Here is a 23,944-nt window from a genome sequence, read left to right on the forward strand (position 1 = left end):
GCCAGGCAAAAAGAGAGCCAATTTATGGCTCTCTTTTTTTATTGATCCTTACGTTATTGAATATAAGGAATTTATCTTCTAATCCCGTTTTGTGTACTTTACTACTTTTCCCGTCATTGCATTGAAGTAAAAAGAGAGCCAATTTATGGCTCTCTTTTTTTATTGATCTTTACGTTATTGAATATAAGGAATTTATCTTCTAATCCCGTTTTGTGTACTTTACTACTTTTCCCGTCATTGCATCTACCAGTACTTCTGCTTCACGTCCATAGACTGTAGATATTTCAACATCATAGACTAATCGGTTGTTGTAGGTGTCTAAGTTGATTTCCGAAATGGTTCCTCGTCCATTTACCTGATCTATTGCTATTTCCCGTGCTTTTTGATTAGAAACTTTTGTTTTGATTTTATTTTTTTCAGGGAGGTATTGGCTAACTTCTGAAATCTTGCCTGTTAAGGCGTTAACGTCCACCTCAAATCGTTTATCCTTTTTTACAATAGTAATTTCGTATTCTTTATTCCCCTCCTTACTTTCTTCCAGGTGGATTTCTCTCACTATCCCGCCCTTTAATTCATTTAATGCAATTCTCTTTGCCTTTACCTCATTAATTAATGGTTTTGTCTCATTTGTTTGGACTGATTTTGGTTCGTTATTCGCCGGAGTGCAAGCACTAACTCCTGATAAAGTTGTTATAAATATGGTCCCTGTTAGGATCTTTGTTATTAATTTCATGATGAAAATCCCTTTCATAATGGCAGTATGTTATTAGTATTCCCACTTCAAATCCCTTTATTTAAGATTGTTTGCTTTTTTCGTCATACCGTAAATGTTAGAAGATGTTCATAAAAATTGATATCAATTCTTTATTTTATGAAAGTGACTCGGCAAGTCCATCTTATGGCTTGCTCCCTTTTAATGGATAGAAAGCTACAAGGAGAATTTTTTCCCTTTCTCTTCTTCTTTTTTCTCTATTTAATTTGTGATAAACTTACGTCATTGTTTAAAAGGTTATTAGTTTTTAATTTAAAGGAGGGTGCCCCATGCTCGAAAATGGATTAATTATGGCGTTGATTATTTTAATTATTAATGTTTGTTATGTATCATTCTTTACTATTCGGATGATCTTAACCTTAAAGGGGTATCGTTATATAGCTGCTTTTGTCAGTATGATCGAGATTGTTATTTACATTATTGGCTTAGGAATGGTGCTTGATAATTTAAACGAAATTCAAAATGTCATTGCTTATGCGATTGGATATGGCCTAGGGGTTATTGCTGGCATGAAATTGGAAGAAAAACTAGCGCTTGGTTATATTACAGTTAATGTCATTACAAAGGAATATGATAAAGACTTGCCAAAACAGCTGCGGGAACAAGGATATGGGGTAACAAGCTGGGCGGCTAATGGACTTGAAGGCGACCGAATGGCATTGCAAATTTTAACTCCAAGAAAGTATGAATTAAAGCTATACAGCCAGATTAAAGAGCTGGATCCTAAAGCATTTATTATCGCATATGAACCAAAAACAATTCATGGCGGGTTCTGGGTGAAAACTGTAAAAAAAGGAAAGTTGGCCGAATGAGTAAAAAGAGAAAGTTTTATTTACAGGAAAATGAAACGATTGATCAGTGCCTTGAGAGAATGGCTAAGGAAGGATATCTTCCTGTGCGAAGAATGGAACGGCCTATTTTTAAGGAAGAAATGACGAATGGAGAGAAAAAGTATATATCAGTTGGCAGAGAAATCATTTTTGAAGGAAAAATGATAGGCTAAACACGAACATTAAAAAATGAAAAAATATAATTGTTCGATTTTTTATTGACAACAACGTTTTAAGCTTGTTAAGATGTAGATGACAAATACGGCGCCTCATATAATAGCGGGAATATGGCCTGCGAGTTTCTACCCGATTACCGTAAATGATCGGACTATGGGGAAAGCACATCTTATCTTGGGCTTATTATATTCTTAACGAGCTTTTTGCCCGGATGAGCTGCTTTCTCTTGTGAGAAAGGCAGCTATCCGGGCTTTTTATATGCAATTAACTATTTTGGGGAGGGCAATCATGTCAGTAGAAGTTGGCGTAATTATGGGAAGTACCTCTGATTGGGAAACGATGAAGCATGCTTGTGATATTTTGGAAGAGCTAGGGATTCCCTTTGAAAAGAAGGTAGTGTCTGCACACCGTACACCGGATCTCATGTTTCAATACGCGGAAAGCGCAAGAGAGAAAGGATTGAAAGTGATCATTGCTGGTGCAGGGGGCGCGGCTCATCTTCCAGGAATGGTTGCCGCTAAAACGACGTTGCCGGTCATTGGTGTGCCTGTCCAATCGAAAGCACTAAATGGTATGGATTCCTTATTATCCATCGTACAAATGCCAGGTGGTGTGCCAGTAGCAACAGTGGCTATTGGGAAAGCTGGTGCTACCAACGCTGGATTATTGGCAGCCCAAATATTGTCTACTGTGAATCAGGAAGTGGCTCTAAAACTCGAGGAGCGACGCAAAAAGATAGAAGAAACTGTGTTGGAAAGTAGTGATCAGCTTGTCTAGACAAATGATTATGCCCGGGCAAACGATGGGAATTATCGGTGGTGGGCAGCTTGGCCGCATGATGGCGCTTGCTGCTAAAGAAGCTGGTTTTAAGATTGCGGTCCTTGAACCAGGAGAAAATTCTCCATGCGGACAAGTGGCTGATATCGAAATTAATGCAGCTTATGACGATCCGGAAGCTTTGGAGCAACTGGCTGCAGTTAGTGATGTCATTACGTACGAATTTGAAAATATTGATTATGAAGGCTTAAAGAAGCTGCAGCAAAAAGCCTTTGTTCCACAAGGGGCAGAATTGATCAGGGTGACACAAAATCGTGTTGCTGAAAAAGAAGCGATTACAAATGCTGGCGTCCCTGTCGCACCTTATGCAGTGATCACAGAAGCAGGGGAAATTTATGATACGATAGATAAGCTCGGATATCCAGCTGTCTTGAAAACAGCACGTGGCGGCTATGATGGCAAAGGTCAATTTGTGATTAAAGAAGCGGCTCATATTGAAGAAGCAGCCCAGCTCTTGCAGCATGGTGTATGTGTATTAGAGAAATGGATTCCGTTTGAAAAGGAAGTTTCGGTTATTGTTTCACGAAATCTTCAAGGGGAAACCACTTACTTTCCGGTCGGAGAAAATATACATAAAGAAAATATTCTCCACGAAACAATCGTACCAGCAAGAGTGACGGATGAAGTCAAAGAAGAGGCGGTCAAAGCAGCGGAGAAGATTGCTGAAGCGCTCTCTCTCATTGGCACATTAGCTGTAGAGATGTTTGTTGGTAAAGACGGAGAAATTTACATTAATGAGCTAGCGCCGAGACCTCATAATTCAGGGCACTATACCATTGAAGCCTGCGACGTTTCCCAGTTTGGCCAGCATATTCGTGCCATTTGCAATTGGCCGCTAAAAACGCCGGAACTGCTAAAACCGGCTCTTATGGTGAATATCCTCGGTGAACACATGCCTGGTGTTCTGGAGGGCATAGCTGAACATCCAGAATGGTCTGTTCACTTATACGGGAAAGCAGAAGCGAAAGTGAAAAGAAAAATGGGGCATATCACCATTTTGGTGAATGACGTCAATGACGCACTTAAAGAAGTCGAGGCAAGCGGAATCTGGAGCAATAATGGAAAGTTGATCGGAGGACAAAAGAAATGATCGAACGTTATACACGCCCGGAAATGGGAGCCATTTGGACAGAAGAAAACCGTTATCAAGCTTGGCTGGAAGTGGAGATTCTTGCTTGTGAAGCATGGGCAGAACTTGGTGAAATCCCGAAAGAAGATGTGCAAAAAATTCGTGAACATGCGGGGTTTGATGTAAATCGTATTAAAGAAATTGAAGAAGAGACACGGCATGACGTTGTAGCCTTTACACGGGCCGTATCCGAAACACTCGGAGAAGAACGTAAATGGGTACACTACGGTTTAACTTCTACAGATGTGGTCGACACAGCGTTATCTTATCTATTAAAGCAGGCAAACACTATCTTGAGAAAAGATCTTGAGAATTTCATTAGCATTTTGAGAGAGAAAGCGAAAGAGCATAAATACACCGTTATGATGGGCCGGACGCATGGTGTTCACGCAGAGCCGACTACGTTTGGCTTGAAGCTTGCTCTCTGGCATGAAGAAATGAAACGAAACCTAGAGCGCTTCAATCAAGCAGCCGAAGGAGTAGAGTACGGAAAAATCTCAGGAGCAGTCGGTACGTATGCGAATATCGATCCATTTGTAGAAGAGTATGTGTGCAAGCATCTTGGAACAAAGCCAGCACCGATCTCTACACAAACTTTACAGCGTGACCGTCATGCTCATTACATGGGGACTCTCGCTTTGATTGCTACTTCGATTGAGAAATTTGCTGTTGAAATTCGCGGTCTGCAAAAAAGTGAAACACGGGAAGTAGAGGAATTTTTTGCAAAGGGTCAAAAAGGCTCTTCTGCGATGCCGCATAAGCGTAATCCAATTGGGTCGGAAAATATGACTGGTCTTGCCCGTGTTATTCGTGGCCATATGCTAACAGCTTATGAAAATGTACCACTTTGGCATGAACGCGATATTTCTCACTCTTCAGCTGAACGGATCATTTTGCCAGATGCTACAATTGCCCTGAATTATATGCTAAACCGCTTTGGAAACATCGTGAAAAATTTAACTGTTTTTCCAGAGAACATGAAGCGTAACATGGATCGGACATTAGGCTTAATTTATTCACAGCGTGTTCTTCTAGCTTTGATTGATAAAGGCATGGCACGTGAAGCAGCCTATGATACGGTGCAGCCAAAGGCGATGGAAGCTTGGGAAAAGCAAGTGCCATTCCGTGAATTAATTGAAGCGGACGAGAACATTACATCAAAATTAACTGCTGAAGAAATTGCTGATTGCTTTGACTATAATTATCATCTTCAGCATGTAGATACAATCTTCACCCGTCTTGGATTAGATCAATAACAAAATAAAGGCACCCGTTTTATACGGGGCCTTCTTCTAACAACTAGTGACTGAAGATTTTTAATTATTTTTACAAGGGGGACGTTACATTGGAAAAGGGCTCAATGCTTTATGAAGGAAAAGCGAAACGGATTTATGCAACCGATCAGGAGGATGTTGTCTTGATCTCCTACAAAGATTCAGCCACTGCTTTTAATGGAGAAAAGAAGGCAGAGCTGGCAGGTAAGGGAAGACTGAACAATGAAATCAGCAGCCGCATCTTTTTAAAGCTTAAGGAGCACAATATTCCCTCTCATTTTATTAAGCAGCTCTCAGAGCATGAGCAGCTGGTTAAGCATGTAACGATTATTCCGCTCGAGGTTGTAACGAGAAATGTGGCGGCAGGAAGCTTAGCCAAACGTCTCGGACTTGAAGAAGGACAAGTATTTGATCAACCAATCGTTGAGTTCTACTTTAAAGATGATCAACTTGGTGATCCTCTTCTTATTGAAGACCATATTCAGTTGTTAAACATTGCTTCTAAAGAAGAAGTAGCTGAGATCAAGAAGCAGGCTTTAGCTATTAACGAAGCTCTTCGCTCATTATTTGCAGAAATGGAAATCGATTTGATCGACTTTAAAGTCGAATTCGGCAAAGACAAAAATGGAGTTATTTTACTAGCTGATGAAATTTCACCAGATACTTGCCGTTTATGGGAAAAGAACACAAATCGCAAGCTGGATAAAGATGTATTCCGCCGCGATTTAGGTAATTTAGTAGAAGCATATGAAGAAGTATTTAATAGATTAGGGGGAAAACAACATGTATAAAGTAAAAGTATTCGTCACATTAAGAGAAAGTGTATTAGATCCACAAGGAAAAGCGGTTCAGCAATCACTAACGAATCTTGGCTATGAAGGCGTTCAAGATGTGCGTATCGGTAAATATATGGAATTAACGATTGATGGAAACAACCAAGATGTAGAGAAGACGGTAAAAGAAGTATGTGAAAAGCTGTTGTCAAATCCAGTTATCGAAGATTATAGATATGAGATTGAGGAGAGTGTTCAGCAGTGAAATTTGCAGTGATCGTGTTCCCTGGCTCTAATTGTGATGTTGATATGTTTCATGCGGTAAAGGATGAATTAGGTGAAGAAGTAGAATATGTCTGGCATGATGCCGATGACTTAAGCCAATTTGATGGTATTTTACTGCCGGGCGGCTTCTCCTATGGTGACTACCTTCGTTCAGGAGCCATTGCTCATTTATCAAAAGTGATGAGTGAAGTGAAAAAAGCAGCTGAAGCAGGAAAGCCGATTCTCGGTGTGTGCAATGGCTTCCAAATTTTACTCGAATCTGGCTTGCTGCCAGGCGCGATGCTGCGCAATAAAGATTTAAAATTTGTTTGCAGACCGACAAAATTACGAGTGGAAAACAACGAAACGATGTTTTCTTCTGCCTATAACAAAGGAGAAGAAATTACTATCCCTGTCGCTCACGGAGAAGGAAACTATTACTGTGATGAGGCAACATTAAAGCAGCTGCAAGACAATCAACAAATCGTGTTTACGTATGCTGATAATTTCAATGGCAGCCTGCAGAGCATTGCCGGAATCGTGAATGAAAAAGGGAATGTTCTTGGAATGATGCCCCATCCTGAGCGAGCAGTGGATGAACTGCTTGGAAGCGCAGACGGATTAAAACTATTTCAATCAATTGTAAAACAATGGAGGGAATCTCATGTCGTTAATGCTTGAACCAAGTCCATCACAAATTAAGGAACAGAAAATTTACCATGAAATGGGCATGACGGATGAGGAATTCGCAAAAGCTGAGCAGATTCTAGGACGTACGCCAAACTACACGGAAACTGGTCTTTTCTCTGTCATGTGGTCTGAGCACTGCAGCTATAAAAATTCCAAACCAGTGCTTCGCAAATTCCCGGTAACAGGCGAACGTGTTCTTCAAGGACCGGGAGAAGGCGCCGGAATCGTTGATATTGGCGATGAGCAGGCAGTCGTCTTTAAAATCGAAAGCCATAACCATCCTTCTGCGATTGAACCGTACCAAGGTGCAGCAACAGGTGTCGGCGGCATTATCCGTGATGTTTTTTCAATGGGGGCTCGTCCGGTTGCCATGCTGAATTCCTTGCGTTTCGGCGAACTAGAGTCTAGCCGTGTGAAATATTTGTTTGAAGAAGTGGTAGCCGGAATCGCCGGGTATGGCAACTGTATCGGTATTCCGACAGTTGGAGGAGAGGTTCAATTCGACCATACGTACGAAGGAAACCCACTAGTTAATGCGATGTGTGTCGGATTAATTGATCATAAAGATATCCAAAAGGGCCAAGCAAAAGGGGTTGGCAACACGGTTATGTACGTTGGAGCCAAGACAGGCCGCGATGGCATTCACGGTGCAACTTTTGCTTCTGAAGAATTAAGCGAACAATCTGAAGAAAAGCGCCCAGCTGTCCAAGTCGGCGACCCGTTCATGGAAAAGCTGTTATTGGAAGCTTGTCTTGAATTAGTAAAAAGCGATGCACTTGTCGGCATTCAAGATATGGGAGCTGCGGGATTAACGAGCTCTTCAGCAGAAATGGCGAGCAAAGCTGGCTCAGGAATCGAAATGAATCTTGATTTTGTTCCTCAGCGTGAAACAGGCATGACGCCATATGAAATGATGCTATCAGAATCACAAGAGCGGATGCTCATCGTTATTAAAAAAGGCCGCGAAAAAGAAATCGAAGAGCTTTTTGCTAAATATGGCCTAGAGGCTGCAACGGTTGGCCGAGTAACAGATGATGGCATGCTCCGTCTTCTTCATAAAGGCGAAGTAGTGGCAGAAGTGCCTGCAGATGCCCTTGCGGAAGATGCGCCAGTGTATTATAAGCCATCAGCAGAGCCGGCTTACTATCGTGAATATCAAGCGATGGAGCAAAAAACACCTCAAGTGGAAGACTTCAAACAAACACTTATTCAATTGCTCTCTCAGCCTACAATTGCAAGCAAAGAATGGGTGTACGGACAATATGATTACCAAGTAAGAACAAATACAGTTGTAGCACCTGGTTCTGATGCAGCGGTCATTCGTGTACGTGGTACGAAAAAAGCGTTAGCGATGACAACAGACTGTAACTCTCGCTATCTATACTTGGATCCTGAAACAGGCGGAAAAATTGCGGTAGCGGAAGCGGCTCGTAATATTATCTGCTCAGGCGGCGAACCATTAGCGATTACCGATTGTTTAAACTTCGGAAATCCAGAAAAACCAGAAATTTTCTGGCAGCTTGAAAAAGCAACAGACGGAATGAGCGAAGCATGCCGCGTGTTAAGTACACCAGTTATCGGTGGAAACGTGTCTTTATACAATGAAACGAACGGAACAGCTGTTTATCCGACACCTGTTGTAGGAATGGTCGGTTTAATTAGAGATCTTTCACATATTACAACTCAGAGCTTCAAACAAGCCGGCGATCTTATCTATATTATCGGAGAAACACAAGCCGAATTTGGCGGAAGTGAATTGCAAAAGCTGCACAATAATGGAGAAATCTCCGGAAAAGCACCAGCGATTGATTTAGCAGTAGAGGAAGCAAGACAAGCAGCTTTATTAAAAGCGATTCAAGCAGGCACCGTACAATCTGCACATGACGTAGCTGAGGGTGGATTCGCAGTAGCGCTTGCTGAGAAAGCTTTCGGCACTGGCCTTGGAGCAAGCGTAGCTGTTGAGGCAAATATTGAGCGAACAGCAGCTTTATTTAGCGAAACGCAATCTCGTTTTATCGTGACAGTCAGCAAGGAAAAGCAAGCGGCATTTGAAGCCACTGTAACGGAAGCGAAGTTGATTGGTGAAGTAACGGCAGAAGCAGATTTAGTGATCGAGCAACAAGGTGAAGCAGTCATCAAAGCGGAAATCCATGAACTTGAAGGTGCTTGGAAAGGGGCGATCCCATGCTTGCTGAAATCAGAGGATTAAATGAAGAGTGCGGCGTGTTTGGCATATGGGGACATGAAGATGCAGCGCAGATTACGTATTACGGTCTGCACAGCTTGCAACACCGCGGTCAAGAAGGAGCTGGAATTGTTGTATCAGACGGCAAAAAGCTTCGTGGTGTAAAAGGTGAAGGTCTTGTCACAGAAGTATTCAGCCAGGAAAAAGTTCAAGAATTAAAAGGTTTTGGAGCCATTGGTCACGTAAGATACACAACAGCAGGAGGCGGCGGATATGAAAATGTTCAGCCGCTGCTGTTTCATTCACAGTCTGGCAGTCTGGCACTGGCTCATAACGGAAATTTAATTAATGCAACTGCTTTAAAGCATCAGCTTGAAGGCCAAGGAAGCATTTTTCAAACAACTTCAGACACAGAAGTATTGGCACATTTAATTCGCCGCGGCGGGTTTGGAACGATGAAAGATCAAATGAAACATGCTTTGTCTATGTTAAAAGGAGCGTATGCCTTTTTAGTTATGACAGAAAATGAACTAATGGTGGCACTTGATCCAAACGGGTTGCGTCCGTTATCAATCGGTCAGCTTGGCGATGCCTTTTGTGTAGCCTCTGAAACATGCGCCTTTGACCTCATTGGAGCGAAATTTATTCGTGATGTCGCACCAGGAGAACTATTGATTATCAATAAAGATGGTGTGCGGTCCGAGCGTTTTTCAATGGCTACGAACCAAGCGATTTGTACGATGGAGTATGTGTACTTCTCTCGTCCAGACAGTGATATTCATGGAATCAATGTTCACAGTGCGAGAAAGCGTTCTGGCATTCAGCTCGCAAAAGAAGTAAATATTGAAGCGGATGTTGTAACTGGTGTACCGGACTCAAGTATTTCGGCTGCAATTGGGTTTGCAGAAGCAACAGGCATTCCTTATGAAATGGGGCTCATAAAAAATCGTTACGTCGGCCGAACGTTCATCCAGCCTTCGCAATCTTTGCGTGAACAAGGGGTTAAAATGAAGCTGTCTCCAGTTCGCGGCGTAGTAGAGGGAAAACGTGTTGTCATGGTTGATGATTCAATCGTACGAGGCACGACGAGCAAACGGATTGTAAAAATGTTAAAGGATGCTGGCGCACTGGAAGTACACGTATGTATTACTTCGCCGCCAATTAAAAATCCTTGTTATTATGGGATTGATACTTCAACGAGAGAAGAGTTAATCTCTGCTGCTCATACAGATGAAGAATTGCGTCAGATTATTGGAGCCGATTCTTTAACGTTTCTGAGTGTAGAGGGCATGATTGAAGCAATTGGCCATGAGAAGCAAAATGGTCACTGCGGCCAGTGCCTCGCTTGTTTTACAGGAGAATACCCAACAGAGATTTTACCGGATACAAAGCATCCGCATGATAAAGAAGTAATGTGTTAATGAAAGAGCTGCGGGGAGGCTCTCGCAGCGATGAGGATATTAAGGGGGAACTTATAAAATGGCAAAGGCGTATGAAGCGGCAGGAGTCAATATTGAAGCAGGCTATGAAGCCGTTGAACGGATGAAGAAGCATGTAAGCCGGACGAACCGTGCTGGTGTGATGGGCGCTCTTGGCAGCTTTGGCGGCATGTTTGATTTATCTGCTGTTAATGTAAAAGAGCCTGTGTTAGTGTCCGGTACAGATGGAGTGGGAACAAAGCTGAAGCTCGCATTCATGATGGACCGCCATGACACAATTGGTATTGATTGCGTGGCAATGTGTGTGAATGACGTAATCGTCCAAGGAGCAGAACCGCTTTATTTCCTTGATTACATTGCCTGCGGCCAAGCTTTGCCTGAAAAAATCGAGCAAATCGTTAAGGGAGTTGCTGACGGCTGTGAACAGGCTGGCTGTGCGTTAATCGGCGGGGAAACAGCGGAAATGCCTGGGATGTACAGCGATGGAGAATATGATATCGCTGGCTTCACGACAGGCGTCGCTGAGAAGAGCAAGCTGATTACAGGGGAGACAATTCAAGAAGGCGATGTGCTCATTGGCTTGCCATCAAGCGGTGTGCATAGCAACGGGTTTTCGCTCGTTCGTAAAATCTTTTTTGAACAACATGGTCTTCAGCCACAAGCTGAATTAGAAGAGCTATCAGCTCCTCTTGGGGAAGTGCTGCTTACACCGACAAAGATTTATGTAAAACCAGTTCTCGAAGTATTAAAGAAGATGGAAATCAAAGGAATGGCTCATATAACAGGCGGCGGCTTTATTGAAAATATTCCGCGTGCATTGCCGGAAGGACTTGGAGCAGTGATTACCGAAGGGACATGGGAAATTCCGGAGATTTTCTATGCCCTAAAAGCGTACGGTAAACTTGATGAGAAGGAAATGTATAATATTTTCAACATGGGGATCGGATTAGTGATGATCGTATCTGCTTCAGAGGAGGAACAGGCTAAACAGCTGATTGAAAAAGCCGGGGAGAAAGCTTACACAATCGGCCGGGTCATCACAGGTGAAGGAGTTCAATTCAAATCATGAAAAAAGAGGGGAAAAGCTGTATCGCTCTGTTTGCATCCGGCAGCGGGAGTAATGTTCAGGCGATCGCAGAAGCGGTTCAAAAAGGGGAAATTCCGGCTCACATTTCGTTGTTAGTTTGTGACCAGCCGGATGCATATGTGATCAAGCGTGCGGAACAATTAAGTATTCCAGTGTTTTCTTTTCGTGCAAAAGACTATGCGTCTAAAGCAGAATTTGAGCAAGAAATCGTTCATAGACTCTGGGAAGCCGGAGTTGACTTTATTTTTCTGGCAGGGTATATGCGTTTGATTGGAGAAACACTTTTGAACGCTTATCGTGGCAAAATAGTAAATATCCATCCTTCTTTACTTCCTGCTTTCCCTGGGAAAGATGCCATTGGTCAGGCTTTTAATGCCCGGGTGAAGATAGCTGGAGTGACCGTTCACTTTGTGGATGAGGGAATGGATACAGGACCAATCATCGATCAGGAAAGTGTTCGGATGACGGAGGATGAGACAAGGGAATCATTGCAGAGAAAAATTCAAGCAGTGGAGCATGACCTGTATCCGCGGGTGATTAAAAAACTTTTAACTGAAGCAGTTATGGAGGGAATAACGGAATGAAAAAACGCGCTTTACTCAGTGTATCGGACAAAAGCGGTATCGTAGATTTTGCAAAAGAATTAGTAGCGTTGGACTTTGAAATTATTTCAACAGGCGGAACAAAGAAAATGATCGAAGAAGCAGGTTTGCCTGTTATGAGTGTCAGTGACGTAACAGGATTTCCTGAAATTCTTGAGGGGCGCGTAAAAACGTTAAACCCATTTATCCACGGCGGTTTGCTTGCTAAAAGAGACGAGGCAGATCATGCAAGACAGCTGGAAGAACAAAAAATTACTCCAATCCACCTTGTTTGTGTAAATTTATACCCATTCCAACAAACGATTGCTAAGCCGGATGTGACAGTGGAAGACGCGATCGAAAACATTGATATCGGCGGTCCGGCTATGCTGCGTGCTTCTGCCAAAAACCATGAATACGTAACCGTTCTTGTCGATTCTGCCGATTATGAAACAGTATTAGCAGAATTGAAATCAACTGGAGCCACGACGAAAGAAACGAGAAGAAAGCTAGCCGCAAAAGTATTCCGTCATACAGCTGCTTATGATGCGATGATTGCCAGCTACATGACAGAACTAACTGATGAAAAACAACCAGAAAAAATGACATTTACATATGAATTAAAACAGTCGCTTCGTTATGGAGAAAACCCTCACCAACAAGCTGCTTTTTACGAACAGCCGCTTGGCTCTGCTTTTTCGATTGCACGTGCTAAACAGCTACATGGAAAAGAGCTTTCCTACAATAACATTCGCGATGCGGATGCCGCTTTGCAAATCGTTAAAGAGTTTTCTGAGCCGGCAGCTGTAGCTGTTAAGCATATGAATCCATGTGGTGCGGGCGTAGGCAGCACGATCCAGGAAGCGTATGAGCGTGCTTATGAAGCAGATCCGACATCTATTTTTGGAGGAATTGTTGCTTTAAATCGTCCTGTAGATGAGGCATTAGCTGAAAAGCTGCATGAAATTTTCCTAGAAATCATCATTGCACCAGAATTTACAGAAGAAGCACTGGCTGTATTAACAGCGAAAAAAAATATCCGCCTCTTAACGCTGTCATTTGATAAAGGAAATGACAAAGAGAAAGTATTAACATCTGTAGAAGGCGGCTTGCTCGTTCAAGATCTTGATCTTCATTCATTGGAGGATGCTGACCTTCGTGTTGTTACAAAGCGTGAGCCGACGGAAGAGGAATGGGCTGCGTTAAAGCTTGGCTGGAAAGTTGTAAAGCATGTGAAGTCCAATGCGATCGTTGTAACGGATGATAAGATGACACTTGGTGTTGGGGCAGGCCAAATGAATCGTGTAGGCGCAGCAAAAATTGCGCTGGAACAGGCTGGAGAAAAAGCAAACGGTGCAGCTCTCGCTTCCGATGCGTTCTTCCCAATGAATGATACGGTAGAAGCGGCAGCAAAAGCTGGTATTACAGCGATCATTCAACCAGGGGGCTCGATTAAAGATGAAGATTCAATTAAAAAAGCAGATGAATACGGCATCGCGATGGTCATGACTGGTATTAGACACTTTAAACATTAATCAAGAGGGGAGGAATGAAGATGAACGTTCTTGTTGTTGGCCGTGGAGGCAGAGAACATGCAATCTGCAAGAAACTGTCGGAAAGCCCGCAAGTGCAGAAAGTCTTTTGCGCACCAGGCAATGCCGGGATTGCCCAAGATGCAGAAATAGTAGAGATTGATGAAATGAATTTTACAGCTTTGAGCGAATTTGCCCTTAGTGAGAATATTGGATTGACGATCATTGGTCCTGAAAATCCGCTTTCTGCTGGGATTGTCGACCATTTTCAAGAAAAAGGCTTAAAGGTATACGGGCCTAATAAAGCAGCGGCAGAGCTTGAAGGAAGCAAGTCTTTTGCTAAGATGATGATGGAAAAACACAACATTCCGACCGCTCGCTATGCCTCTTTTGATCATTACGAAGAAGCAAAAGCTTATATCGAGGAACAGGGAGCACCGATTGTTCTTAAAGCAGACGGGCTTGCAGCTGGAAAAGGTGTAACAGTAGCCATGACCATTGAAGAGGCACTTGCAGCTCTTGAAGAGATGATGGTCGCTAAAAAGTTTGGCGAGGCTTCTTCAAAGTTAGTCATTGAGCAGTATCTTGAAGGGGAAGAGTTTTCTTTAATGGCATTTGTGAACGGCGAACATGTGTATCCAATGGAAGCAGCTCAGGATCATAAGCGGGCCTTTGACAATGATGAAGGTCCAAATACGGGCGGCATGGGCGCTTATTCACCGATCCCTCATATTCCAGCAGATGTGATTGAGCAGTCGGTTCAGGAAATCCTTCTTCCAATTGCTAAAGGAATGGCAGCGGAAGGACGCCCATTCACTGGCATCATTTTCGCCGGTCTAATGCTGACGAAAGAAGGACCGAAAACAATCGAATTCAATGCTCGTTTTGGCGATCCCGAGACACAAGTTGTGTTGCCTCGGCTTGAATCTGATCTTGTCCAGGTTTTCCTCGATGTGCTTGCTGGAAAAGACCCTGAATTAAAATGGAAAGACGATGCGGTGCTGGGTGTTGTGCTGGCATCAGATGGTTATCCGGAAAGCTATGAAAAAGGCCATCCGATTAAAGGTCTTGAAAAAGTAGATTCTGCTGCTGTCCTGCATGCAGGAACCTTTAAAGATGAAGCAGGAACTATTTGTGCGAATGGCGGCCGGGTGCTCCTCGTAACAGGAATTGCTCCGTCTATCCAAGAGGCGAGACAAGAGGCTTATAAAAAAATGACCAATATTCAAACGGATTATTTTTTCTATCGAAAAGATATCGGCAGCCGAGCTATTGCTAGTGCCGAATCAGTAAAGTAATGGCGCAAAGGCAAGACCCTTTTTAAGGGTCTTGTTTTTTTTATATCTAATAAAGTTTTCTTGTTTGTGAGAGATCTCTTGTGGAAAGTAATGATAGTGGATCATATAAAAAAGAAAGGCGGATTGTTATGTTTCATTATACAAAGGTGGTCTCCCTCCCTTTGGAAGAGGCTGTTACGGAGCTGGAGAGCTCTTTAAAAAGCGAGAAATTTGGGGTGCTATGGCAGTTTAACATCCAGGAGAAGCTGCAGGAAAAAGGAGTAGAGTTTAACAAGAAGTTTATTGTGCTTGAAGTATGTAATCCACAGGAAGCTAAAAAAGTATTAGAAGAAGAAAATTTGGCAAGCTACTTTCTGCCATGTAAAATAGTCGTTTACGAAGAGAATGGCCAGACGAAAATTGGCATGCCAAGGCCGACAGTTTTAATTTCTCTTCTTGAGAATGACAAGTTAAAAGAAGCGGCAAAGGATATTGAAGAAAGATTGATTGGCTGCATGGATGCTATTTAGTAAAAGGAAGCCTTATTTTTAAAAATAAGAATACCGCTCAGAAGGATAACTCCTTCTGTTTTTCTTTGTTTTCTAACAGTGACTAGAATCTATTTTGTAGGAAAATAAATTGCTTTTATTAGAGAAATTTAAAGAGAATAAGAGGCAAAAAATGGCTTATATATAAAGGGGAGCGGCTGTATGAAACAGCATGTCTAATTTTTCACATATTGTTCAAAAAAAATCTAATTCTTTAATGCTTTAAACTGTGAAATATGTTAAGATAACACTAATCTAAAATACGGGATGATAGCTTCCTTTCAGGAGGGGTGTTTAGATAAATGTTAGAACAAAGACATCAATGGAAGAACAAACAATTAAGAGAACATGTAGCAGTAGTCAACGGCGAAATTTCTCCGACGCTAGTGCTGAAGAATGCCCGCTTTTTGCATTCCGTGCTAAAGCAGTGGGTGACTGCGAATATATGGATTTATGAAGATCGCATCATCTACATTGGAGAAGAACTGCCACAAAATAATACGGGCGAAGTGTATGATTGCAGTGGTAAAACACTTGTTCCAGGTTATATTGAACCGCATGTACATCCGTTTTTACTTTATAATCCTCAAAGTTTCGCTGAGTTTGCAGCAAAAACAGGAACAACAACATCTATTAATGATAACTTAATGTTATTTTTGGCATTGGAAGAAAAGAAAGCGTTTTCTTTGTTGGAAGAATTCCGGTCGCTGCCTGTTAGCATGTATTGGTGGTGCCGCTATGATGGACAGACAGAATTAGCCAATGAAGAAGAAGTCGTCTCGAATGTAGCCGTTAAATCTTGGATTGAGCATGATGCCGTAGTTCAAGGCGGTGAATTAACAGGCTGGCCGAAGCTGTTGGCCGGCGATGAGATGATGCTGCATTGGATTCAAGAAACGAAGCGGCTTCGCAAAAGAATTGAAGGCCACTTTCCAGGTGCCTCTGAGAAAACATTAACAAAGATGGCTCTGCTTGGAGCGGACAGTGATCATGAAGCAATGAGCGGCACGGACATTTATAAGCGGCTGATGGCTGGTTATATGGTCTCTTTGCGTCATTCATCGATTCGCCCTGACCTTGAAGTGCTGCTTCAGGACATGAGAGAGATGGGGCTTAACCAATATGACATGATGATGTTCACAACAGACGGAGCAAGCCCTTCTTTTTACAAAGAAGGAATTTTAGATTGGATGATTGCTAGAGCGATGGAATATGATATTCCAGCCATTGATGCATATCACATGGCCAGCTACAATGTAGCAAGATATTACCGCATCGACCATTTACATGGCATGATTGCTCCAGGACGGATTGCCAATATTAATATTTTACAAGATGAATTTCATCCTTCTCCAATTTCAGTCCTATCGAAAGGCCAATGGCTGAAAAAAGAGGATGAAGTTCCCTCGTTCCCAGCTATTGAGTGGGAGAAGTTTGGCTTTGGCCCGCTTGCTCTAGATTATAACTTGACAGAAGAAGATTTGCAATTTTCCATGCCTTTTGGAATGCATCTTATGAATAATGTTATTACAAAGCCATACTCACTTGAAAGAGATATGTCGGCAGAAGAAATTTCTACAACAGATGATGAAAGCTTTTTAGTGTTGCTTGACCGTCAAGGTAAGTGGCGGGTTAACACGACTCTTAAAGGGTTTACTTCGAAAGTAGAAGGGCTGGCTTCTTCTTTTTCCAACACAGGCGATATTATTTTAATTGGAAAATGCAAAAGAGAAATGGAGAGGGCATTTAATCGGATGAAAGAAATGGGCGGGGGAATCGTCCTTTCAGAAGGTGGAGAAGTTATTTATGAAATTCCGCTTGCGCTCTCTGGATTAATGTCAACAAAGCCTTTTGAAGAGGTTATGAAAGAAGAGGAAGAGTTGAAAGGACTCTTAGTGGAAAGAGGCTATTTATACGATGACCCTCTTTACACATTGTTATTCTTATCGTCTACTCATTTACCATATCTTCGAATTACACCACAAGGAATGTACGACGTTATGAAGAAAACGGTACTCTTTCCGACGATAATGCGTTAAAATAGTAAAGTACAAGAGAATAGATATGGGAGTTTATGTATGAGAAAATGGACCATGCTAGCCTTGTTAGCAGGCGTTTTGCTATTGGGCGGCTGCTGGGGAGAGAAAAAGACAAAGGTAGAAAAAGATAACGAACGGCAAACGAAGGGACAGAGTTATACGTTTCCTTTAACCGGAAAACAAACAAAAGAACAGTCTGACCAGCGTGCGATCGCTGTAGTTGTGAATAACCACCCTCAAGCCCGGCCGCAAACCGGCCTAGCCGAAGCAGATGTAGTATATGAAGTACTAGTTGAAGGAAATATGACCAGGTTTCTTGCTATTTATCAAAGCGAGCAGCCTAAAGAAGTCGGCCCCGTCCGAAGTGCCAGAGATTACTTTATTGACTTAGCTGAAGGGTATGAAAGTCTTTTCATTGCCCATGGATACAGTCCAGAAGCAAAAGAGCGGCTTTTCAGTGGAGAAGTTGATCAAATAAATGGCATTCAGCATGATAAAACAATTTTTACAAGGGATTCTTCCCGGAAGGCACCACACAATTCTTATGTCCAGTTCGATAAGATGTATGAAGAAGCGAAAGAAAGAGGCTATGAACTCAATGATATGCCAGATCGATTAAATTTCTTAAAGTCGTCCGATGTAACAGAAGGCGCTGAGCAAAAAGCGTCATCTGTTCGTGTTGATTACTCAAGCAATCCTGCTTTTCAAGTAGAGTACAGATATGATGCTGACAAGAAAAGCTATGAGCGATTTGTCGGAGGAGAGCAGCAATTTGATCGTGAGTCGAAAAGAGCCATTCGTGCCGCTAACGTGCTTATCATTGAAGCGGGACACCGTGTGATAGATGGGGAAGGACGGCTTGATATCGATTTATCTTCCGGTGGGAATGCGTATCTCGTGCAAAATGGAGTGATTCATACGGCAGAATGGTCAAACGTAGAGGGACGGATCTTGCCTTTTAAAGATGGTTCACCGATGGGATTTGCGAAAGGGAAGACGTGGATTAATATTATTCCTGCTTCTAAAGGATTAGATAAGATGGTAGACTTTGGAAATAACTAAAAAAGGGGTTTGACACTTAATATGCAAATTGAAAAGCTGCGCGGAAGGGAATTGGATCAGTTATTTGAAGCGGTTCTCACACTTCGTAATTTAGAAGAATGTTATTTATTTTTCGATGATCTTTGCACGGTGAACGAAATTCAGTCTCTCGCCCAACGTTTGGAAGTAGCACGCATGCTGAAAGAAGGAAAAACCTATCATAAAATTGAAAGCGGAACGGGCGCATCTACGGCTACCATTTCACGAGTGAAGCGCTGCCTTAACTACGGCAACGATGCGTACCAGCTTGTTTTAGATCGATTAAAAGAAAAAGAAAATTTGAAAGAACAGCAATAATGGGGTCTGACCCCCACCGCGTTAATATGTTAATGCGATGGGGGTCAGACCTTTGTTTTAGCATAGAGGAACAAATGTTATAATGATGGGGTGCAATTTTGCGAATGGCAAGAGCACGGATAAAAGAATGGAGGAAATTGCTAGATGTATGATGTGCGTGAATGGCGTCATGTGTTTAAGTTAGATCCAAATAAGGAGATAGATGACTCCGCGTTAGAACAAGTATGTGAGTCAGGGACAGATGCTGTTATAATCGGCGGCAGTGATGGAGTTACTTTGGATAATGTATTAAATTTAATGGCGCGTATCCGCCGTTACACCGTACCGTGCGTACTCGAGGTGTCCACGATTGAATCGATTACCCCGGGTTTTGATTTGTATTTTATCCCCACGGTGCTAAATAGCAGAAATACAGAGTGGGTGACAGGGCTTCATCATCAGGCAGTGAAAGAGTACGGAGAGCTGATGGAGTGGGAAGAAATTTACATGGAAGGCTATTGTATTGCCAATCCCGATTGTAAAGCAGCAGCCTTAACAGAAGCCAAAGCGCCGCTTGAAATAGAAGACATTACAGCTTATGCGATGATGGCGGAGAGAATGTTTCAGCTGCCGCTGTTTTATTTAGAATATAGCGGTACATATGGCGATTTAGCTGCCGTAAAGGCCGTACGTGAGACACTTGAAAAAACGGTTTTCTTTTATGGCGGAGGGATTACAGGCCCTGAGCAGGCAAAGGAAATCGCTCAGTATGCAGATGTCATTGTCGTTGGGAATGCCGTGTATGAAAATGTAGATAAAGCTATTGAAACAGTCACAGCAGTGAAAAATCAGATATAATAGGAACGAACGTTCTAATAGGCGGTGAAAGTATAATGCAGTTTTTAACTGAGAAGCTATTAACAGGTTTGAATAAACAGCAGCAGGAAGCTGTTAAAACAACGGAAGGCCCGTTATTGATCATGGCAGGGGCAGGGTCTGGCAAGACAAGGGTGTTAACGCATCGGATTGCGTACTTGATGGTGGAAAGAGGCGTTAATCCTTATAATATCCTCGCGATTACCTTTACGAACAAAGCAGCGCGGGAAATGAGAGATCGGATCGGAGCATTGCTCGGCGGAGCGGCAGAAGAAGTGTGGATTTCCACGTTCCACTCGGCTTGCGTCCGTATTTTACGACGAGATATAGATCGGATTGGCTACAACCGGAACTTCACAATTTTAGATACAACAGACCAGCAGTCAGTTATTAAAGGAATCTTAAAAGAGAAAAATCTTGATCCTAAAAAGTTTGATCCCCGTGGCATTCTGGCAGCAATCAGTTCGGCAAAGAATGAATTAATTGATCCCGAGACATTCGCTAAGCGACAAGGCGGTTACATGGATCAAATCGTGAGCGAAGTATACACTGAGTATCAAAGACGCTTGAAAAAAAATCAGGCACTTGATTTTGACGATTTAATTATGGTGACCATTCAATTGTTTCAACGAGTTCCGGAGGTGTTGGAGTTTTATCAGCGGAAATTTCAATACATTCATATCGATGAGTATCAGGATACAAACCGGGCTCAATATATGTTAGTCAAGCTGTTAGCGAGCCGCTTTCAGAACTTGTGTGTAGTCGGAGATTCTGATCAAAGTGTATACGGCTGGCGGGGAGCAGACATTGCTAATATTCTTTCTTTTGAAAAAGACTACCCGCAGTCACGTGCAATCTTCCTTGAACAGAACTATCGGTCAACGAAGCGGATTTTACACGCGGCAAATGAAGTGATTAAAAACAATTTTAATCGGAAGCCGAAAAACTTGTGGACGGAAAATGCAGATGGATGCAATATTTCCTATTTCCGGGGCGACACACAGCAAACGGAAGCACAGTTTGTCGCCGGAAAGATTCAAGAATTAACAGCAAGCGGCAAACGGAATCGCTCAGACATCGCGATTTTATACCGTACGAATGCTCAATCGCGTGTAATAGAAGAAGTATTGATGAAGTCGAATATTGATTACAATATCGTGGGAGGCACCAAGTTCTACGACCGTAAGGAAATTAAGGATTTGCTGGCCTACTTGCGGCTCATCGCTAATCCGGCAGATGACATTAGCTTACAGCGTATTATTAATGTGCCAAAGCGTGGACTAGGCTCAACGTCTCTTGATAAAATATCACGGTACGCCCAAGATAATGATTTGACGATGTATGAAGCTTTAGCAGAAGCGGACTTTATCGGAATTAGCAGCAAGGCGGCAAAGACGGCCCTGGAATTCCGCAGACTGATTGAAACGTATACTCAGCAACAGGAATATCTATCGGTCTCTGAGCTAGTCGAAGAAGTACTAGAGCGCACCGGTTACCGTGACATGCTAAAGGCAGAAAAGACCATTGAAGCACAAAGCAGACTAGAGAACATTGATGAGTTTCTTTCTGTTACAAAGAACTTTGAAGACAACAGCGAAGATAAAAGTTTAGTTGCTTTTCTTACGGATTTAGCTCTTGTGGCAGATATTGATGAAGTAGGCAAAGAGGAAAAAGTGCAGGATTCCGTTGTTTTAATGACGCTTCATTCTGCCAAAGGATTAGAGTTTCCAGTCGTCTTTTTAATGGGAATGGAAGAAGGTGTATTCCCTCATAGTCGTTCCTTGATGGACGAAAACGAAATGGAAGAAGAAAGACGTTTAGCTTACGTTGGGATCACGAGAGCAGAGGAAGAGCTGTACTTAACGAATGCTCAAATGCGGACCTTATATGGACGAACTAATATGAATCCTGTATCGCGGTTTATTAGTGAAATTCCGGCTGATTTAATTGATGACTTAGCAGCAAGCAAAAAGGTCAACACGTCATTCGGTTTGAAAACACAGCCTGCCCGCCGTCCTGTCACACGTCCGCAAATTAAAACAGCCAGCATAGAATCTGATTGGAAGGTTGGCGACAAAGCGACCCATAAAAAGTGGGGCACAGGCACGGTCGTCAGTGTGAAAGGCAGCGGAGAAAGCATCGAATTAGATATCGCATTTCCAAGCCCAATTGGCATTAAACGTCTGCTGGCAGCATTTGCCCCGATTGAAAAAGCGTAAATGAAGGAGTGGTCAACATGGACTTGCAAGCTGCTGAAAAAAGAGCACAGGAGCTTCATAATCTCTTAAATCAGTATAATTATGAATACTACGTGCTGGACCAGCCATCTGTTCCGGATTCGGAGTATGACCGCTTAACACAGGAATTGCTTAAGATAGAAGAAGAGTTTCCTGAACTACAAACCTCTGAGTCGCCTACTCAGCGTGTTGGCGGCCAAGTGCTGGACGCATTTAAAAAAGTGCAGCACAATGTACCAATGTTGAGTCTTGCCAATGCGTTCAATGAAGACGACTTGCGGGATTTTGACCGTCGGGTAAGTCAAGCGCTTGATGAAAATAGTTATTCCTATGTATGTGAATTAAAAATTGACGGCCTAGCTGTTTCCTTAAAATATGAGGATGGTTTGTTCGTTCAAGGATCGACACGTGGAGATGGCACAGTCGGTGAGGATATTTCTGCTAACTTAAGAACCATTCGCTCTATCCCTCTGCGCTTAAAAGAGCCATTGACGCTAGAGGTACGCGGAGAAGCCTTCATGCCGAAACAATCTTTTATTGCATTAAATGCCATCCGTGATGAAAAAGGGGAAGAGCCCTTTGCGAATCCCCGCAATGCGGCGGCAGGATCTTTGCGCCAGCTAGACCCGCGCATTGCGGCTTCCCGCAACTTAGATATTTTTCTATACGGCGTAGCCAAAGCAGAAGAATTAGGAGTTAGCACTCACAGTGAAAGTTTAGAGATGTTAGACCGTCTTGGCTTCAAAACGAATAATGAACGAAAAGTATGCCGCACGATTGATGAGGTCATTCAGTATGTTAGCGGCTGGGCGGATAAACGGCCTAAGCTGTCTTATGAAATTGATGGGATCGTTGTTAAGGTGAATTCGCTTGCCCAGCAAAAAGAGCTCGGCACTACGGCAAAAAGTCCGCGCTGGGCGATTGCTTTTAAGTTTCCGGCTGAAGAAGTCGTAACGAAGTTAACAGGTATCACATTAAGTGTCGGACGAACAGGTGTCGTGACCCCGACGGCTTTATTGCAGCCGGTGAAAGTAGCTGGTACTACGGTCCAAAGAGCGACATTGCACAATGAAGATCTCATTAGAGAGAAAGATATTAAAATTGGCGACTTTGTCGTCATTAAAAAAGCAGGAGATATCATTCCGGAAGTCGTCAATGTGATTGCTGAAAGACGGACAGGCGAGGAAGAGGAATTCCATATGCCAACGCATTGTCCGGAATGTAACAGTGAACTCGTTCGGTTGGAGGGAGAAGTGGCACTTCGTTGTATCAACCCGCAATGTCCAGCCCAAATACGTGAAGGCATGATTCATTTCGTTTCCCGTAATGCGATGAACATTGACGGCTTAGGGGAAAAAGTGGTGGCTCAGTTGTATAGAAGCGGGCTTGTACATGATGTCTCTGATTTATATAGCTTGACGAAGGAGCAGCTCATTCAGCTTGAACGGATGGGGGAAAAGTCAGCGGATAATTTGTTGAAGGCGATTGAAGCGTCCAAGGATAATTCACTAGAGAAACTGTTATTTGGTCTTGGCATCCGCCACGTTGGAGCAAAAGCAGCGAAAACACTAGCCCAGCAATTTGAAACAATGGAAGCACTCGCTAATGCTGACATGGAACAACTAACCGCTATTCACGAAATTGGTGGTAAAATGGCAGAAGCGATCGTCACATATTTTGATCAGCCAGAGGTGGGTGAACTCATAGCCAAGCTACAAACAGCCGGGGTGAATATGACGTATAAAGGGCCGAAGCTGTCAGCCGTGGAAGCATCCGATTCATTCTTTGCAGGGAAAACAGTTGTCTTAACTGGTAAGCTGTATGAATTGACTCGCAATGAGGCGAAAGAGCAAATCGAAGCGCTTGGTGGAAAAGTAGCAGGAAGTGTTAGCAAAAATACAGATGTTGTCATTGCCGGTGAAGAAGCAGGTTCTAAATTAGAAAAAGCTCTGCAGCTGGGTGTTGAAGTATGGGACGAACAAAAGCTATTGGATGAACTTAATAAGTAAGAGGTGGCTCT

The 23,944-nt window shown here is 42.8% G+C and carries 22 protein-coding genes and 1 riboswitch; of the genes, 21 read left to right on the forward strand and 1 reads right to left on the reverse strand.

Translation table 11 applies throughout. The features are described 5' to 3' along the window. Positions 1-199 precede the first annotated feature (199 nt). Entirely contained in the window at positions 200-733 is a 534-nt protein-coding gene (locus tag AC623_RS01870; protein ID WP_049659977.1) for a PepSY domain-containing protein, read from the reverse strand. A gap of 308 nt (positions 734-1,041) precedes the next feature. On the opposite strand from AC623_RS01870, the gene AC623_RS01875 reads away from it, so the two are divergent. The 21 genes from AC623_RS01875 to ligA all read left to right on the forward strand — a co-directional run bounded on the left by AC623_RS01875 (position 1,042) and on the right by ligA (position 23,933). Further along, positions 1,042-1,584 (forward strand): DUF2179 domain-containing protein, encoded by a 543-nt coding sequence (locus AC623_RS01875; RefSeq protein ID WP_049659980.1) that lies wholly within the window; start codon positions 1,042-1,044, stop codon positions 1,582-1,584. Next, positions 1,581-1,775: an NETI motif-containing protein gene (locus AC623_RS01880; RefSeq protein ID WP_049659982.1), complete on the forward strand. Its 195-nt coding sequence runs from the start codon at positions 1,581-1,583 to the stop codon at positions 1,773-1,775. The genes AC623_RS01875 and AC623_RS01880 overlap by 4 nt, the downstream gene beginning before the upstream one ends. A 76-nt stretch (positions 1,776-1,851) precedes the next feature. After that, positions 1,852-1,953: riboswitch (purine riboswitch) on the forward strand. A gap of 114 nt (positions 1,954-2,067) precedes the next feature. After that, positions 2,068-2,556, forward strand: coding sequence for a 5-(carboxyamino)imidazole ribonucleotide mutase (gene purE, locus AC623_RS01885; RefSeq protein ID WP_049659983.1), 489 nt, complete (start codon positions 2,068-2,070; stop codon positions 2,554-2,556). After that, on the forward strand, positions 2,549-3,706 hold the full coding sequence (purK, locus tag AC623_RS01890; protein WP_049659984.1) for a 5-(carboxyamino)imidazole ribonucleotide synthase: 1,158 nt from the start codon (positions 2,549-2,551) through the stop codon (positions 3,704-3,706). Before purE ends, purK begins: the two co-directional genes overlap by 8 nt. Then, positions 3,703-5,001, forward strand: coding sequence for an adenylosuccinate lyase (gene purB / locus AC623_RS01895; protein WP_049659986.1), 1,299 nt, complete (start codon positions 3,703-3,705; stop codon positions 4,999-5,001). The genes purK and purB overlap by 4 nt, the downstream gene beginning before the upstream one ends. Positions 5,002-5,090: 89 nt before the next feature. Beyond that, positions 5,091-5,810, forward strand: a complete 720-nt coding sequence (gene purC, locus AC623_RS01900; RefSeq protein WP_049659989.1) for a phosphoribosylaminoimidazolesuccinocarboxamide synthase — start codon at positions 5,091-5,093, stop codon at positions 5,808-5,810. After that, a complete protein-coding gene (gene purS, locus AC623_RS01905) occupies positions 5,803-6,057 on the forward strand; it encodes a phosphoribosylformylglycinamidine synthase subunit PurS (protein ID WP_049659991.1) in 255 nt (84 codons plus the stop codon). Before purC ends, purS begins: the two co-directional genes overlap by 8 nt. After that, entirely contained in the window at positions 6,054-6,737 is a 684-nt protein-coding gene (gene purQ, locus AC623_RS01910; protein WP_049659992.1) for a phosphoribosylformylglycinamidine synthase subunit PurQ, read from the forward strand. The genes purS and purQ overlap by 4 nt, the downstream gene beginning before the upstream one ends. After that, complete coding sequence (gene purL / locus AC623_RS01915) at positions 6,721-8,955, forward strand: phosphoribosylformylglycinamidine synthase subunit PurL (protein WP_049659996.1); 2,235 nt, start codon at positions 6,721-6,723, stop codon at positions 8,953-8,955. The genes purQ and purL overlap by 17 nt, the downstream gene beginning before the upstream one ends. Further along, a complete protein-coding gene (purF, locus tag AC623_RS01920; protein ID WP_049659997.1) occupies positions 8,931-10,352 on the forward strand; it encodes an amidophosphoribosyltransferase in 1,422 nt (473 codons plus the stop codon). The genes purL and purF overlap by 25 nt, the downstream gene beginning before the upstream one ends. Before the next feature lie 58 nt (positions 10,353-10,410). Then, positions 10,411-11,439, forward strand: a complete 1,029-nt coding sequence (gene purM / locus AC623_RS01925) for a phosphoribosylformylglycinamidine cyclo-ligase (RefSeq protein ID WP_049659999.1) — start codon at positions 10,411-10,413, stop codon at positions 11,437-11,439. Then, the gene (purN, locus tag AC623_RS01930; RefSeq protein WP_049660001.1) at positions 11,436-12,041 is read left to right on the forward strand and encodes a phosphoribosylglycinamide formyltransferase; all 606 of its coding nucleotides are present in this window, start codon (positions 11,436-11,438) and stop codon (positions 12,039-12,041) included. The genes purM and purN overlap by 4 nt, the downstream gene beginning before the upstream one ends. After that, positions 12,038-13,573, forward strand: coding sequence for a bifunctional phosphoribosylaminoimidazolecarboxamide formyltransferase/IMP cyclohydrolase (purH, locus tag AC623_RS01935; RefSeq protein ID WP_049660004.1), 1,536 nt, complete (start codon positions 12,038-12,040; stop codon positions 13,571-13,573). The genes purN and purH overlap by 4 nt, the downstream gene beginning before the upstream one ends. 20 nt (positions 13,574-13,593) lie before the next feature. Next, positions 13,594-14,868, forward strand: coding sequence for a phosphoribosylamine--glycine ligase (gene purD / locus AC623_RS01940; protein WP_049660006.1), 1,275 nt, complete (start codon positions 13,594-13,596; stop codon positions 14,866-14,868). Positions 14,869-14,996: 128 nt separating this feature from the next. Further along, positions 14,997-15,377 carry a DUF302 domain-containing protein gene (locus AC623_RS01945; protein ID WP_049660008.1) on the forward strand — a complete coding sequence of 127 codons (381 nt, stop codon included), beginning with the start codon at positions 14,997-14,999 and terminating at the stop codon, positions 15,375-15,377. Between the two features lie 320 nt (positions 15,378-15,697). Continuing rightward, positions 15,698-17,434 (forward strand): adenine deaminase C-terminal domain-containing protein, encoded by a 1,737-nt coding sequence (locus AC623_RS01950; protein WP_049660010.1) that lies wholly within the window; start codon positions 15,698-15,700, stop codon positions 17,432-17,434. Positions 17,435-17,473: 39 nt separating this feature from the next. Then, positions 17,474-18,496, forward strand: a complete 1,023-nt coding sequence (locus tag AC623_RS01955) for a DUF3048 domain-containing protein (RefSeq protein WP_049660013.1) — start codon at positions 17,474-17,476, stop codon at positions 18,494-18,496. Between the two features lie 21 nt (positions 18,497-18,517). Next, the gene (locus tag AC623_RS01960; protein WP_049660014.1) at positions 18,518-18,832 is read left to right on the forward strand and encodes a YerC/YecD family TrpR-related protein; all 315 of its coding nucleotides are present in this window, start codon (positions 18,518-18,520) and stop codon (positions 18,830-18,832) included. A gap of 144 nt (positions 18,833-18,976) precedes the next feature. Next, on the forward strand, positions 18,977-19,669 hold the full coding sequence (locus AC623_RS01965) for a heptaprenylglyceryl phosphate synthase (protein WP_049660016.1): 693 nt from the start codon (positions 18,977-18,979) through the stop codon (positions 19,667-19,669). A 35-nt stretch (positions 19,670-19,704) separates the two neighbouring features. Beyond that, entirely contained in the window at positions 19,705-21,906 is a 2,202-nt protein-coding gene (gene pcrA, locus AC623_RS01970; protein ID WP_049660019.1) for a DNA helicase PcrA, read from the forward strand. Positions 21,907-21,923: 17 nt separating this feature from the next. Continuing rightward, the gene (gene ligA / locus AC623_RS01975) at positions 21,924-23,933 is read left to right on the forward strand and encodes an NAD-dependent DNA ligase LigA (protein WP_049660020.1); all 2,010 of its coding nucleotides are present in this window, start codon (positions 21,924-21,926) and stop codon (positions 23,931-23,933) included. The last annotated feature ends 11 nt before the right edge of the window (positions 23,934-23,944 follow it).

Source organism: Bacillus sp. FJAT-27231, assembly GCF_001183975.1.
Classification (GTDB): domain Bacteria; phylum Bacillota; class Bacilli; order Bacillales; family Domibacillaceae; genus Pseudobacillus; species Pseudobacillus wudalianchiensis.

Excerpts from the sequence above, each read along its gene's own strand:
- AC623_RS01870 (WP_049659977.1), bottom strand. The coding sequence starts at position 733 with ATGAAATTAATAACAAAGATCCTAACAGGGACCATATTTATAACAACT.
- AC623_RS01875 (WP_049659980.1), top strand. The coding sequence starts at position 1,042 with ATGCTCGAAAATGGATTAATTATGGCGTTGATTATTTTAATTATTAAT.
- AC623_RS01880 (WP_049659982.1), top strand. The coding sequence starts at position 1,581 with ATGAGTAAAAAGAGAAAGTTTTATTTACAGGAAAATGAAACGATTGAT.
- purE (WP_049659983.1), top strand. The coding sequence starts at position 2,068 with ATGTCAGTAGAAGTTGGCGTAATTATGGGAAGTACCTCTGATTGGGAA.
- purB (WP_049659986.1), top strand. The coding sequence starts at position 3,703 with ATGATCGAACGTTATACACGCCCGGAAATGGGAGCCATTTGGACAGAA.
- purS (WP_049659991.1), top strand. The coding sequence starts at position 5,803 with ATGTATAAAGTAAAAGTATTCGTCACATTAAGAGAAAGTGTATTAGAT.
- purL (WP_049659996.1), top strand. The coding sequence starts at position 6,721 with ATGTCGTTAATGCTTGAACCAAGTCCATCACAAATTAAGGAACAGAAA.
- purF (WP_049659997.1), top strand. The coding sequence starts at position 8,931 with ATGCTTGCTGAAATCAGAGGATTAAATGAAGAGTGCGGCGTGTTTGGC.
- purM (WP_049659999.1), top strand. The coding sequence starts at position 10,411 with ATGGCAAAGGCGTATGAAGCGGCAGGAGTCAATATTGAAGCAGGCTAT.
- purN (WP_049660001.1), top strand. The coding sequence starts at position 11,436 with ATGAAAAAAGAGGGGAAAAGCTGTATCGCTCTGTTTGCATCCGGCAGC.
- purH (WP_049660004.1), top strand. The coding sequence starts at position 12,038 with ATGAAAAAACGCGCTTTACTCAGTGTATCGGACAAAAGCGGTATCGTA.
- purD (WP_049660006.1), top strand. The coding sequence starts at position 13,594 with ATGAACGTTCTTGTTGTTGGCCGTGGAGGCAGAGAACATGCAATCTGC.
- AC623_RS01945 (WP_049660008.1), top strand. The coding sequence starts at position 14,997 with ATGTTTCATTATACAAAGGTGGTCTCCCTCCCTTTGGAAGAGGCTGTT.
- AC623_RS01950 (WP_049660010.1), top strand. The coding sequence starts at position 15,698 with ATGTTAGAACAAAGACATCAATGGAAGAACAAACAATTAAGAGAACAT.
- AC623_RS01955 (WP_049660013.1), top strand. The coding sequence starts at position 17,474 with ATGAGAAAATGGACCATGCTAGCCTTGTTAGCAGGCGTTTTGCTATTG.
- AC623_RS01960 (WP_049660014.1), top strand. The coding sequence starts at position 18,518 with ATGCAAATTGAAAAGCTGCGCGGAAGGGAATTGGATCAGTTATTTGAA.
- AC623_RS01965 (WP_049660016.1), top strand. The coding sequence starts at position 18,977 with ATGTATGATGTGCGTGAATGGCGTCATGTGTTTAAGTTAGATCCAAAT.
- pcrA (WP_049660019.1), top strand. The coding sequence starts at position 19,705 with ATGCAGTTTTTAACTGAGAAGCTATTAACAGGTTTGAATAAACAGCAG.
- ligA (WP_049660020.1), top strand. The coding sequence starts at position 21,924 with ATGGACTTGCAAGCTGCTGAAAAAAGAGCACAGGAGCTTCATAATCTC.